This window comes from Candidatus Rhabdochlamydia sp. T3358, assembly GCF_901000775.1.
Lineage (GTDB): Bacteria > Chlamydiota > Chlamydiia > Chlamydiales > Rhabdochlamydiaceae > Rhabdochlamydia.
On record NZ_CAAJGQ010000009.1, the window covers coordinates 21,883 to 35,290 of the forward strand.

Here is a 13,408-nt window from a genome sequence, read left to right on the forward strand (position 1 = left end):
ATTCTTAATTCCTTGAATACTAGTTTACTTCAGATTCAGTAGGCAGTTGTTCTACTTGCCAAAATTCTAAATCATCAACACGAGTGTCTCTTCCAAAAATGGAAACCATAACGCTTAAACGCCCTTTCTCATGGAAGACCTCTATTACTTTTCCGGTAAAATTAATAAACACACCGTCTGTAATTTTTACCTTATCCCCAATAGTAATATTGTGTTTCTGAACGACCCCTTTTTTCTTTTCTTCGAGATCTTTTAAAATATCATTAACTTCTTCCTGCGATAATGGATTAGGCTTGTCTCCGCCTAAGAAACCTAAAAAGCCATTTGTTTTACTTACATACTGCCAAGAATCATCCGTTAGAACCATCTTTACAAGTATATAGCCAGGCCATAATTTCTTTTCGCTAATCTTTTGCTGACCGCCCTTAACCTCGGCCACGTTTTCAGTTGGAACGAGAACCTCTTCAAGAATCTCATCCATTCCGCTTGAGCTACGCTTTTCTTCTAGCGACTTTTTGATCTTTTTTTCTTGACCAGAGACAACTTGTATGACGTACCATTTATGCATGAAGCCTCATTACTTTAACCCAATACTTTGTGTGTTACATATGAAATAAAATCTAAGCCACCCTTTACAAGAAGGTCCACAAAATAAATTCCTACTCCACAAGCAAAGGTTACCGCAATGACAACCTTAGTGGATAAAATAAGTTCTTCTTTTGTTGTCCAACTTACCTTTTTAAGCTCATCTTTTATTCCTTGGATGTAGCCTAAAGCAGGTTTTTTTTTAAGGGTTGATTGCACATGCAAATCTGAAGGCAATCTTGCTTGGTTTAGCTTAGTGTCCATAGCACACATAAAAGCACCTTAATTTATATTTTATCGAGTGCGGAGGGATTCGAACCCCCGACCGGCGACTTTGGAGATCGCTGCTCTAGCCAGGCTGAGCTACACACCCCTGATAGCAAAAGAGCGAGCTCTTTTATAACAAGAGCTCGCTTAACATTTTCTAAATCACTATTTCAAAATTTTAGTAACAGTTCCTGCACCAATTGTTTTACCACCTTCACGAATAGCAAAACGCATCCCTTCTTCCATGGCAACAGGTTGAATCAACTCTACTGTTAAAGTTACATTATCACCCGGCATAACCATTTCTGTTCCTTCTGGGAGGGTAACAGCTCCGGTTACATCGGTCGTTCGTAAGAAAAACTGAGGACGATATTTGGTAAAGAAAGGCTTATGACGACCCCCTTCCTCTTTTTTTAACACGTATACAGTTCCCTCAAATTGGCTGTGAGGAGTACAAGAATTAGGAGCTGCAAGAACCATACCGCGCTCAATGTCCTTCTTCTCAACACCGCGCAATAAAACACCCACGTTTTCTCCAGCTTCTGCTTTATCTAAAACCTTTAAAAACATCTCAAGGCTAGTAGCAACAGTGTCACGAGTGTCTTTTATTCCCACTATTTGTAGCTTATCATTGGGCTTAACTACGCCTCTTTCCACTCTTCCTGTAGCAACGGTTCCGCGGCCAGAAATAGAGAATACATCTTCAACAGGTAATAGGAAAGGTTTGTCTATATCCCGTTTTGGAGTAGGGATGCTTTCATCGACAACTTCCATTAGACGTTCAATAGATTTTACATACTCAGGGTCTCCCTCTAGAGCTTTAAGAGCAGATCCTCGTACAATTGGAACATCTTTATAACCTTGCTTTTCTAGTAGCTCTTGTAGCTCCATTTCGACTAGGTCAACTAGATCCTCTTCTCCTTTCATCATATCCATCTTATTCAAGAAGACTACAATAGCCGGAACACCCACTTGGCGAGCTAATAGAATATGCTCTTTTGTTTGAGGCATTGCTCCATCAGTTGCAGCTACAACAAGAATAGCTCCATCCATTTGAGCTGCTCCCGTAATCATATTTTTAACATAATCTGCGTGCCCTGGACAGTCTACGTGAGCATAATGGCGCTTATCTGTTTCGTATTCTACATGGGAAGAGTTAATAGTAATTCCACGCGCTTTTTCTTCAGGGCTATTATCAATAGATGCATAGTCGCGAAATTTTGCACCCCCCTTCTGCGCAAGAATCTTTGTGATCGCTGCTGTTAGTGTGGTTTTACCATGGTCAACGTGACCGATTGTCCCGATATTAACATGAGGCTTATTTCTTTGAAACGCTTCTTTGGCCATCAGATCCTCCGTTAGGCTCCTGTATGCATATGTTGCTTATATTTCTAATATTTTTGCCCAGAATAGGAATTGAACCTACGACCTTTTGCTTACCATGCAAATGCTCTACCACTGAGCTACCTGGGCCTTAAAAGAGCAAGTAGGTTTTTAAGCTTTAGTAATAAATCTCTTGCTTGCTCTTTAGTCGAAAGCAACAAAGTTTATTCCTTAAGACAAATAAATTCAATACCTACGTATAAAAAACCGGTTTTCTTATCGTTTTCTATGTAAGATACGTCCTTTGCTCAAATCATAAAGGGACATTTCAACTTTAACAATATCTCCTACAAAAACGCGAATGTTGTTCTCACGCATTTTTCCGCAAAGATGAGCTAAAACACGTTTCCCGTTTTCTAAAACAACAGAAAAAGTCATATTGGGAAGAAGCTCTTCTACCGTGCCGTCAATTTTAATTTTGTCTTCTTTTGCCATAAAAAAATAAAGCGCTTGTTTTAAGATGTAATATATTCTGTTTTAGGTATTTTAAAAAATTATCTACACTAAATTTTACTCTAAGTAGCTGCTATTCGCAATAAACAAGAGATTTTACCTAAATGCGGAATTCATCAAACACGATTTACTGCAAATTGTCAATGGGAATTATCACTTTCTTGACTTAAGATTTTCAATTAGGTTATCCTTGATCGCATGAACCTAGATTTAACCCATACTTTTGAAAGTTGTCTCCGCAAGCAAACCCTTGCTAAAAAAATCTTTGAATCCTGCATAACTCCTGAAGAAAAGTACCAAAAAATTATTGAACTAGGAAAACATCTACCTTCTTATCCTTCCATAAATAAAACCCCTGAACACTTAGTCAAAGGATGTCAAAGTACTATGTATCTTTGCTCCTATCTCAAAGAGACAAAAATGTATTTTGAAGTATATTCTGAAGCGCTCATTTCAGCAGGACTTGCTGCTCTTTTGCTCTCTGTCTACCAAGAAGAGTTCCCTGAGGTAATCCTAAAATGCCCCCCTTTATTCTTAGAAGAGCTAGGCCTTTATACGGCCTTATCGCCTAGTAGGTCAAACGGTCTTTCCAGTTTATTCTTACGTATGAAACAAGAAGCTTTAAAAGCTTTAACTAAAAAGTAAATTAATTTAACTATTTATTCTAAAACAATTTTAAGTTAAAATATTATCTTATTAACTTTAAACTACTTAATTTATGACTACTATTACTTCTTCAAATTTTCCTAATAATCCTGTGCTTCTTCATTTTAAAGAAGAATTACACAAAAACCCTGCTGATTTTGAAAGAAAAAAGAAATTATATTACGTAGCTGCCATCATATCGGGCCTAGTTGCAACTGCTTTTTTCTTAAGCTTTATACCTCTTCAAACAATGATGCTTCCTTTCTGGTTGTCAATAATAGGGGCTTTTGCCACTCAATCTGCTGGAGGATTATTTGTTAAAACAGCTGGTGACATGATCCAAAATGCACAACAAGCGGGAAAAGTTGCTAGTCGCTTGAGAGAAATGCAAAACATATACCAAATATACTCAGTAAATTCTTTATCTGACCCTGAAAAAATCATTATGATCCATGGAAATCTTGCTGAAAAGGAATATCTAGACGCAGAACAAAACTTACAAGAACTCATACAAGATACTAATCTTTCAAGTCCTAAATCCAGATTAGAAGAAATTATTCAACTACAACACCAAGCATTGCTTTTAAAAATAGATGTATGTTTTAAGGTTGCTCTATTTGATGTAGTTGCTGCAGGCAATCTCAGTTGCCTTATAGAAAAAAAAGATTTGCTAATCATTTCTGACCAAGATCCTTTAGAAAGGAATCAAATCCAGGGATTAACTGATATTTTAAAGAAAAAATTGACTAAACCTCTAGTGTACTTTACCAAAGAATTTGATCTTTTTAGGAACTTTGAAAACCTTTTTTTTGAAGAAGTTGAAAAAATGCGGCCTGATGATCTAGCAAGACATATTTTTGAAGTAATGACAACTCCATCTTCTCTCCTATTTAGCGAGTTAACTTGATCCATTGAACAACCAGGACGTAGCTAGAACAGAAAAATATAGCCGCTAACAATCCTTTTCCTCCTGCCACTTGATAATTACCGATTAAATTCTTCTGATAACGACCTCTCCAAACCATTAATGCAGGGATAATCCCGCTAAGCAACGCATCGCCAAAGCCTCCAGAAACCTCTAGAGCTAGCACAAAAGCATTGGGGAAAGCTGTTGCAAAAAAGATGACAGGAAGAACCACTAGCGCTCCAATAGAGAGCTTATGCGAGATCTGCTGTTGTAGTTTCAAGCCATCTCTTAAGAAATCAAATAACCCAAGGGCTATACCTAAATAAGAAGTAACTAAAGCAAAAAAGGCAAAGCTCTCTGCTAAAGTGATAAAATAGGAATTAGAAACAATAGCATAGAGCGCTTCTGTAGCTGCTTGCCCTTTAATGAAAGCCTCCTGCAATCCACCAGATCCTTCCAAAGGAACACTACCAAGAACAATCCACTGCCAAATAGCATAAGCACAAAAAGGAATCGTTGTTCCTAAAAGGATTGCAAAGCGTAAGCTTTTAGGATCTCGACGCAGATAAGGGGTAAGAGTAGGGATGATCATTTGATAACTGAAAGTGGCTAAAAGCAGAGGAAAAGCCCTACCTAAAGAAGACCATTGTTGTTGGATCAAACGATGAGTACTCACTTCTTTAAATCCAAAACCAACTAGCCCTATGTAAGATAGAATCATACCAGCCATTAGCAAAACATTTATTCTACTAATTTTTTTAGTGCCTAAATAAATCAAAATTCCAAACAGCAAACCAAACAGTAAACAACCAGAGCCATAAGTCATACTAGCACTAAAAAAGGTCTGTATACCCCTAATTAAAATGACAGCTCCTCCGCTATTATAGGCAATTAAAGAGGCATAAGCCATGAATAAATAAAGAGCTACACAGAGCCACTTACCTGTTTTTCCCAGTAAGTGCGAGGCCATAGTCATTATGTGAGAACCCTCTGGCATCCAAAGATTTGCCTCTACAAGCAACAACCCTGATACCGTCATAAACAACCAGGTAAAAGACATAGCAAGCAGCGAAGGGAAAAAACCCATTTGAGAGGTTTCCACAGGCAAAGCTAGCATTCCTCCGCCCACGCAAGTTCCAGAAATTAAAAAAGCGGCTGATAACAAGCGTCCTTTAGATACAGGATAAGAAGATGTAGTTATAGTCATAAAATAAAATGAGATAAAATTAGATCTAATCTAATACTTTATACTAAACAAAGCAAATAAATTAGCGGTATAAACACTGAATGAGCGCAGATGCTGCAACAATGCGCAGAGTTTGAAAGGGTTCTTTTAAAATCTCTAATAGAAAAGGGATAGAGCTAGCATCTCCAATTTGTGCAAGAGCTTCTAAGATAGTTATCTTTACTCTTTGATCTGCATTTGGATAAACCTTTTGTAAGACATCCACAGCTACTGGATCGCGATACATAAGTCCCAAAACCAAAGCTGCCTGCATACGTACTTTTTCATCCGAATCATCGAGCAATGAACTGACAAGCTCACCTGCTTTTTCATCGCCTTCTTGCAGCAGGACCGCTGCTGCAGCTGTAAGATTCCAATCTTTTTTTTGCAAGAAATCTTTTGTGAGCTGCAGCGCTTTTGGATATTGGACAAAGTGCAAAACCGACAAGACATCTAGCCGAACCAATTGATCGACTATTTGAGGGTAATTAGGAATGGTTTCTATGTGAGTTACATCGCTTGGAATGATCGGAGAAAATAGGGAATGAGTTTGTTTATCCCACATCCATAAACCAGACTCTTGAGACAAAATAGAAAAGATTGTATCAGAGGCAATAGCTGTGTGTGCACGCTGTCCCATTAAACCTAGGCACAAATTCAAGCGCACATAAGGATCTTTTACTTTATGGATACTTTTAAAAGCTAAACCTACGCCAAATCGTCCGCTTGCAGCTATTGCTGCTGCTGCTAAACGCTGCCATTTAAGATTCTCTGATTGCAACCAATAGCTAAGGGCGGTTTCGCCTGCTTTTTCTTGATTGATTAATAATACATATCCCGCAGTAATAGCTACAAGTGGAGAAGGGTCTTTTAAACAAGCCTCCACTAGGCTATAAATAGATTTTTTACCCATGCATTGGACACGCAGAAGAGCTAAAGCATTCAGCGCCGATATACGCACTTCTGCTGAAGAGTCCTGTAATAACTGCAATAAAAGATCACTATCTTGAATCCTTTCAAAATGAGCAATAATTTCTGCTCCCAATTGGCGCAAAAGAGATCTGGGTTGAGCGATTAAGCTCTCTAACTTTTGCCGACTGATTTGATGAGACATTTCTACTATAGCTATCATAGCAGCTGTTTTTTCTTCCATTAAGCTACAAGGATCCTCAATAATTGCTTGCAGAGGCTCTATTAGCTCATATATGCGTAAAGTTCCAGCAGCTCGAATAGCTTCTAATCGCACATACCAAATCTTTTCCCGTTTAAGCAAGGCGATTAACTCTTCTTTAAAAACCTCATCTTTGAACTGGGTGCACAGCTTAATGGCGCTAGAGCGCAATAGAGCATTAGAATCTCTTATGCCTTTGAGCAACATGGGGATGGCTTTAGAATCTTTTGTTAAAGTAGCTCCAATTAAAGTATTAAAGCGCACAGAAATTTGCGTTGCGGATTGCCCTTTGTTAAGAGCGCTCCAACTGAGCATTTCGATTAAATGTCGCTCTTTCTTATAATCTTGAATGGAAGGGCAAAGGTAACACCACTGGTCCCACGCTTGCATCTCGCTACCAAATTGACACAAGGCATAGAGCAGGGCCTTGCGTAAAATGAGAGAGTCCGGAAAGGATTCTATGGCTTTTTTGGCCTCTTGAATCGCTTGCAGATCATCTCCTATCAATAGATGTGAATATATGCGTTTTTCTAACTTTTCTTCTACAAGAGCAAAAGATACAGAGGAAAATAAAAGAAAGGAAATTACATAGCGCATCATGCTAATAGACTCAATCTTCTTCCCCCAATTAAATGAAAATGAAGATGAAAAATGGTTTGGCCAGCTCCTTCCCCATTATTTGTCAAAAATCGATATCCTTCCTCTATGTGGTATTTTTTAGCTAAGCTCTGTGCTATAGAAAAAATCTCCTGAATTAAAGGCCAGTCCTCTGAAGCTATGGATTGAAAATTGAGGATTTCTTTTTTTGGCATAATCAAAATGTGAATGGGAGCTACAGGATGTAAGTCTTCAATAGCTAAGATACGTTCATTTTCAAATACAATTGTTGCAGGCATCTCTTTACGAATAATTTTAGCAAATATTGTGCTCATAACAAGACCGTTTTAATATATATTCTAATGCTTTAAAAGCATCTTTTTTAGTCTCCCAAACGGAAATAAACCTTCCCTTATGGCAGAAAATAGCTCCTGAAATAGCGGATGCTTTTTTTAAATCTTCTTCTAAAAGACCAGCCCACTCTTCTGGAAGGGGCAATCGCACTTGCATACGCTTTTCCATACAAGGAGGAATACCTCGCAATTTCCAATGCCCAGAAGAGGGCATAATGACAAATAATGCAGGGTGCTTTTCTCCTCCTAACTCAAAAAAGGATTCCATCCAAGGCATTGCTTCTTCGAAAAAAAGATACTTTTGGTTAAGTGTCATTGCTTGAGCTACTTTCTCGCGACACATCTGGATATAGCAAAATCTTTCTAAAAGCCGTTTTAAGTGTCCTTTTACAAAGGCAAATGCTTCATGAAAAGCAAGATCTTGTACATCGTTTTTAGCATCGTAGACAACCGGCACAAAATTGCTAATTACTTGAGAAAAATTACAAACACCAAATTCTGGAGTTATTTTCCCATTGTCATGCGCATCTACTCCTGCTATCAAAGAACTATTTAAAAAATCATAGACCGCTTGATCAAGCTTTTTTTGGTCTAGCAAATAGAGTAGAACCATCCCTGCGCTACTCAACTCCCCTTTGTAATCTATTTGATGGTGATCAAACCGCTTTGAAGAAGGATCATATATACCCCCTACATCACAAACATATTCGCATAAGGCTAGTTTTTGTAGGTTACGAGTGCGCACAATCTTAGCCTCATCTGCTAAATCAAACAAAACAAGCAGAGCACAAGCAGTTACCTCATCAGCATGAAAGGTCCCATCGTGAATTCCAATACTTTTTTTAATCATAATAAGCGTCAATAAAGCAAATTCTAAATGTATCATTAACAAAATTAATTCTCAAGAACTGCAAAAGAGCTACCGATTAAAGCCCAAAATCTGCTTCACTAAAAAAAGAAAAGCATGGGGCTCCTTTTTCATGGAAAGTTATCTTTTAGCACATCATTATGACCTTGTTACTCCAGATGGTCTAATAACAAAAATGGATAGGCCCTCTTCAGAACTACTCAATGTAGAAATCCAAATCCAAAATATTTCTCCTGCATTTGTGGGATTTCAGATCGATTCCGCCCATATCACCTTTAATTTAAAAAGTACGTTAGCCCAGCTGGGGCTTAATGCTGTGCTGCAAGAAATAGATCTACAAGAAAAAAATGCCTTTGCTATAGCAAAAGTGCAACTAAAAGCTTATGGCAAAATTGCCCTTGCTCTGTTTGATTTTATCCAGCAAGGATCCTATATTGGGAAACTATTTGCTGCTGATCCAAGACGAAGAGTTCGCGATCCTGATTACCTTATGCGGATGTTTGGACGTAGCGATCGCCAGGGGAGACCTTTACTCTCTTTAGGTGGCCCCAAAGGAAGAGATGAACTGCTGCTAGAAAAAATTGATGGCCGTACAGTTGCCTTTCTACAACTGCAAAATGGGATTCTTAGCTACGATGAAAAAGCGATTTTAGGATTACTTCCTACCTTATCCAAAGCTCTCATACATCCTTCTTTTCGCCTGCGAACACTCATCCAGCTTGATCAAGCTTGGGTAGCTGGCGTTAAACGACAAGTACAAGAAAATCAAATTCTATTGGTTAGAACAGCTCCTCTTCACATACGTACGGCGTTTGGCAAGGTAGTAAATGAACTCTTACCTAAAGCGATTACACATACAACTGCAGATATTCTAGAACCAGATACAACAGCATCTGGCGATGTATACGAGTTATTTGGTGCTTCTCAAGAAGACTTATCGATCATCCCGATTGAATTTTATACTTTAGAAGCACATCGCGAACATGTGTTTTTTACTGATCGCGATCAATTGCAAAATTGCCTGGAAGATTCTTCTAAGCTTTTTCAAGCCTTTGAAACAGCTCCTACCCCTGCTTACCATCGAGCTGCTGTTTTTGTCGTTAAAGGTGAGCAGTTATTAAATCTAAAACCCAAAGATTGGATTATAAGAGACATCCATAAAAGCCCTTTTCCAGGGCTTTTTCATCCTTCTGAACAGGCTATTTTAGTACAGAACTACATTGAACAACAAGCCTGCTATCTTTTTTTAAAATACATTGAAGATGGCTTAATTACCAGTCAGGGCATTTTATTAACTAGATATTTTCCTTCTCCTTTAATGAAAAGAATGCTTTTAAGCAACTCTGTTCAACGTTGCTTAAAAGGCATATTCTTTAAAACACCTTCTTTAGCTTACGGGAATTTCTTCTCCCATGAAGACAGATCTCTACTGCTTGACCTTGCTAGTTTTGGTATTCCGGTCTATTGGGTAGATGACACAACAAACAAAGTATTACAATACACTCCAAAACCAGGAAAAGACTCAGGCATGTTCGTCCCCGAACCATTTGTCGATGCATTTATTCGATCCACAACATTTGGCATATATGGTTCCACTCTAGTCACTGGGGCTTTTGAAGAGGAATTAACCGCTTTATTAAAAGGCTTAATACAGATGCGTTCTTTTCTAAATCATCCTCTTTTAAATGCAAATACTCCTATTGCTTTAGTAACCGGAGGAGGACCTGGTATTATGGAAGTAGGTAATAGAGTAGCTGAGAGGATTGGTATTTTATCCTGTGCAAATCTTGTGGACTTTCGCAATAGCAACAATCTCAATATTCAAGAGCAAAAACAAAACGCCTACGTTGAAGCAAAAATGACCTATCGCTTAGATCACCTTGTGGAAAGACAAGCGGAATTTAACCTAGATTTTCCGATTATCTTGCCAGGAGGATTTGGAACTGATTTCGAGCAGTGTTTAGAAGAAGTAAGAAGAAAAGTGGGCTCCATTGTACCCACACCTGTTCTTTTATTTGGAGACTCTCATTTCTGGCAGCAGAAAATCACCCCTCGCTTCCAATCAAACCTAAAACTAGGAACCATTAAAGAATCTGAATGGGTCAGCAATTGCTTTTACTGCATACAAAATGCCACTCAAGGACTGAAAATATATGAACAATACTTTTCAGGTACATTGCCTATTGGTTCAGAATATCCGCCTAGCTCCGATGGATTTGTAATCATGGATTAAAATCCCCAAGAAAGCCCTATTCCACCATATTCGGTGCGTTTTTTGAAAAACTGCCCTTCATAAGAATAGCCATCATGATATTCCACATAAATACGCATCTTACGGCCTACTCCTTGCAGTTTACTAATTTCGTATCCCAATTTCATACTTACATCAAAGTTCCAGTCTCTGACTTGCCAATTTTCTACATGGATAGCAAAAAATGGTGTTCCATATAAGCGATGGTAGTACAATTTACTACCAAAAACCCTTAATTCCGCTCCGTATTGGACATATAAACTTTTCATATTAAAAGAGGGATCGCTATGCAGAATAACTCCAGGTCCAAAATAAAGACGTAAATGACTAGAAACTTGATAGGAGCTAAAAAAGTCAATGGCTTCCATACTAGGGTTTCTTCTATGCTTTAAAAACTCAGAGTGATTGCATAAAAACTCATCCCCTAAGTGGGAAGAGACGTGGTATATTCTTAAACGAAAAGACCAACTGTTCAAAGCATATGTCAAAGGAATACCCACAAGATAATCTGTATTGATTAACTCACACCATCCCCTACCATGTCCTAAAGAATCAGAATAGTTAAAAACAGACCAAATGCCCGCTTCTATACCAATTTGCAAGTCTCCTTCACAACGAAAGACATTCAGCCAACGAAAAATCGGGAAATCATCTCCTAGAGAAATAGCTGCAACATCGTGACCGATCACTCGATCTCCCCAACGAACCGCTACAGAGTTAACCGGTTGCCTGGGGTCTGCTATCAAAGGAGCAAATAAAACAGTAGACTGTGGAAACCAGATTCCATTTAAACGAGGCTGTTCTACATAAGCTTCTCTAGCTTCTTCCTCTGCTTCTGATAGATCTGCAACCTCTACAGACTCTACACCTGGTAGATCATCTACAAAAGAGATGATACTTTCTGACAAAAGATCATTGTTAGGTAGGTTTGCCAAATAAACCTTATGGTTTTTAACAATGACAACAACTTGATACTCATAATAATGCACATCGATTAATGCTTGAATATATCCTTCTAAATAAGGATCCGTAGCATCAGCAAAAGTATCGATTAATAAATTATCAGTACGCGTTAGAATATCTGTTCTAATTCTATCTATTTCGATTGCAACCATCTCATCTTTCTCTTCTGATGCTTGCAAAGAAAAACAAGTCAACGCATAGCTAATCAGTCCCAACTGCCGTAATTTCATAAATCAAATTATACTCCAAAAGACTTTTGTATAGCGAATTTTCTGTTTCTATGCAAACTTCAGATCTTATATTTTAGATAGCCTATCTCGATTTTCCCTGCAAACCTATAAAATCCTTGCAATGTTAGCCAGATTTTGGCTATCATTCAGGCCTTTTTAGGGGCAATAGCTCAGTTGGTTAGAGCAGCGGACTCATAACCCGTAGGTCGCAGGTTCAAGTCCTGCTTGCCCCACTTCTTTAAATCGCGCTCACAGATATGTTTGAAGGCATTTATGTTAAGTTGAAGCTTGACAGAGAATAGCCCACTTAAGTAGCGTGGACCATTCTTGGACCACAACTGCACAAACGATCGCGAATGAGTACGACAGATCACACATTATCGGCAATGGCTAACCCTAAACCAGAAAAAATAAAGGGTATAGTCATGAAAGGTATCGATAAAAGAATCAATCAAGATGGTAGCATTAGCTACCGTGCTCGGGTCCGAGTTAAAGGGCATCCTCCTGTTATCAAAACATTTAATTCACTAACAATCGCCAAAAAATGGAAGAAAGACACAGAGGTAGATATTGAGAAAGGCCGCTACTTCGATACAATCGAATCCCAAAAGCACACGTTAAGTGAAGCTATTCATAGGTACATCAAATCCATTTTGCCTGGGAAACCAAAGGATGCTAAGAACGTGCATCGCCATTTGTTATGGTGGAATCGCGAGCTTGGCCATTACAGTCTTGATTGCATCAAACCCAGCCTTCTTGTTGAAAAAAAAGAATTGCTTCTTTCCGAATTAATCAAAAAGGGAAAGACACGTTCTCCTGCCACGGTTGTAAGATATATTTCTAGCCTGTCACACGTTTTTACAATTATGCTCAAAGAATGGGGCTGGGTGACAGAAAATCCTGTGCGTAAAGTCAGAAAACCTCCCCTTTCTAATCATCGTACCCGTTTTCTTTCAGAAAGCGAAAAAGTACAATTGCTCGAAGCTTGTCAAAAAAGCAGCTGTAAATTTTTATATATAGCAGTCATTTTAGCTCTTTCTACTGGCATGCGCTATGGCGAAATCATGAAGCTAAAAAAAAGAGATATAGACATCGAGCGCGGTGTGATTACTTTAGAAGAAACTAAAAATGGCGATACGCGCTCTATCCCCTTAGTGGATGCTCCTTTGACTTTACTCAAAGAGAGATTAGCTGTAACTCTTGAACCAGAGGCTCTGCTATTTCCTTCTTCAAACAATCCTGAAAAGCCTCTTGATATTCGGTCCTCTTGGGAAAGAGCCGTAAAGCTAGCCAACATTGTGGACTTTAGGTTCCACGATTTAAGGCATACAGTGGCTTCTTATCTTGCTAAACTCAACAGCATTAGAAAAAAGACATTACAGATAATCAATTCATTGAAATTTTCTCATATCTTCTGCTAAGATCCCTGCTCATATGCAACCTACATCAAGCTTTTTAACACAAAATGCAAAAGACATCCTAAAGGCTCGTCATCGTCAGGAACGAGATA

The 13,408-nt window shown here is 38.4% G+C and carries 13 protein-coding genes and 3 tRNA genes; 5 read left to right on the forward strand and 11 right to left on the reverse strand.

The annotated features are described in order from the left end of the window. Positions 1 to 19: 19 nt before the first annotated feature. The 6 genes from nusG to infA all read right to left on the reverse strand — a co-directional run bounded on the left by nusG (position 20) and on the right by infA (position 2,670). A complete protein-coding gene (gene nusG, locus RHTP_RS02285; RefSeq protein ID WP_138106516.1) occupies positions 20 to 568 on the reverse strand; it encodes a transcription termination/antitermination protein NusG in 549 nt (182 codons plus the stop codon). Between the two features lie 14 nt (positions 569 to 582). Then, the gene (secE, locus tag RHTP_RS02290; protein ID WP_171005707.1) at positions 583 to 849 is read right to left on the reverse strand and encodes a preprotein translocase subunit SecE; all 267 of its coding nucleotides are present in this window, start codon (positions 847 to 849) and stop codon (positions 583 to 585) included. A 34-nt stretch (positions 850 to 883) separates the two neighbouring features. Further along, a tRNA-Trp gene (locus RHTP_RS02295) sits at positions 884 to 958 on the reverse strand. 59 nt (positions 959 to 1,017) lie between these two features. Next, a complete protein-coding gene (gene tuf / locus RHTP_RS02300) occupies positions 1,018 to 2,199 on the reverse strand; it encodes an elongation factor Tu (protein ID WP_138106518.1) in 1,182 nt (393 codons plus the stop codon). 54 nt (positions 2,200 to 2,253) lie between these two features. After that, a tRNA-Thr gene (locus tag RHTP_RS02305) sits at positions 2,254 to 2,325 on the reverse strand. 126 nt (positions 2,326 to 2,451) lie between these two features. Then, a complete protein-coding gene (gene infA, locus RHTP_RS02310; RefSeq protein ID WP_138106519.1) occupies positions 2,452 to 2,670 on the reverse strand; it encodes a translation initiation factor IF-1 in 219 nt (72 codons plus the stop codon). 216 nt (positions 2,671 to 2,886) lie between these two features. Here infA and RHTP_RS02315 point away from each other — a divergent pair, with 216 nt between their 5' ends. Next, the gene (locus tag RHTP_RS02315; RefSeq protein WP_138106520.1) at positions 2,887 to 3,333 is read left to right on the forward strand and encodes a SufE family protein; all 447 of its coding nucleotides are present in this window, start codon (positions 2,887 to 2,889) and stop codon (positions 3,331 to 3,333) included. Between the two features lie 73 nt (positions 3,334 to 3,406). Then, complete coding sequence (locus RHTP_RS02320; protein ID WP_138106521.1) at positions 3,407 to 4,240, forward strand: sodium/proton-translocating pyrophosphatase; 834 nt, start codon at positions 3,407 to 3,409, stop codon at positions 4,238 to 4,240. On the opposite strand, the gene RHTP_RS02325 is transcribed toward RHTP_RS02320, so the two are convergent. From RHTP_RS02325 to RHTP_RS02340, 4 genes are all read right to left on the reverse strand, one after another. Next, on the reverse strand, positions 4,224 to 5,447 hold the full coding sequence (locus RHTP_RS02325) for an amino acid permease (protein WP_138106522.1): 1,224 nt from the start codon (positions 5,445 to 5,447) through the stop codon (positions 4,224 to 4,226). The genes RHTP_RS02320 and RHTP_RS02325 overlap by 17 nt on opposite strands. 61 nt (positions 5,448 to 5,508) lie before the next feature. Next, a complete protein-coding gene (locus RHTP_RS02330; RefSeq protein WP_138106523.1) occupies positions 5,509 to 7,236 on the reverse strand; it encodes a HEAT repeat domain-containing protein in 1,728 nt (575 codons plus the stop codon). Further along, positions 7,233 to 7,568 (reverse strand): HIT domain-containing protein, encoded by a 336-nt coding sequence (locus RHTP_RS02335; protein ID WP_138106524.1) that lies wholly within the window; start codon positions 7,566 to 7,568, stop codon positions 7,233 to 7,235. Before RHTP_RS02335 ends, RHTP_RS02330 begins: the two co-directional genes overlap by 4 nt. Continuing rightward, positions 7,549 to 8,439 (reverse strand): MYG1 family protein, encoded by an 891-nt coding sequence (locus tag RHTP_RS02340; RefSeq protein WP_350339685.1) that lies wholly within the window; start codon positions 8,437 to 8,439, stop codon positions 7,549 to 7,551. Before RHTP_RS02340 ends, RHTP_RS02335 begins: the two co-directional genes overlap by 20 nt. Before the next feature lie 127 nt (positions 8,440 to 8,566). Here RHTP_RS02340 and RHTP_RS02345 point away from each other — a divergent pair, with 127 nt between their 5' ends. Next, positions 8,567 to 10,687, forward strand: a complete 2,121-nt coding sequence (locus RHTP_RS02345; protein WP_138106526.1) for an LOG family protein — start codon at positions 8,567 to 8,569, stop codon at positions 10,685 to 10,687. Here the strand turns inward: RHTP_RS02345 and RHTP_RS02350 are convergent. Next, entirely contained in the window at positions 10,684 to 11,898 is a 1,215-nt protein-coding gene (locus RHTP_RS02350; protein WP_138106527.1) for a DUF1207 domain-containing protein, read from the reverse strand. The two genes, RHTP_RS02345 and RHTP_RS02350, sit on opposite strands and share 4 nt — an antisense overlap. Positions 11,899 to 12,057: 159 nt before the next feature. Here RHTP_RS02350 and RHTP_RS02355 point away from each other — a divergent pair. Further along, positions 12,058 to 12,131 (forward strand) — tRNA-Ile (locus RHTP_RS02355). Between the two features lie 123 nt (positions 12,132 to 12,254). Further along, positions 12,255 to 13,319, forward strand: a complete 1,065-nt coding sequence (locus RHTP_RS02360) for a tyrosine-type recombinase/integrase (RefSeq protein WP_212742846.1) — start codon at positions 12,255 to 12,257, stop codon at positions 13,317 to 13,319. Positions 13,320 to 13,408 lie beyond the last annotated feature (89 nt).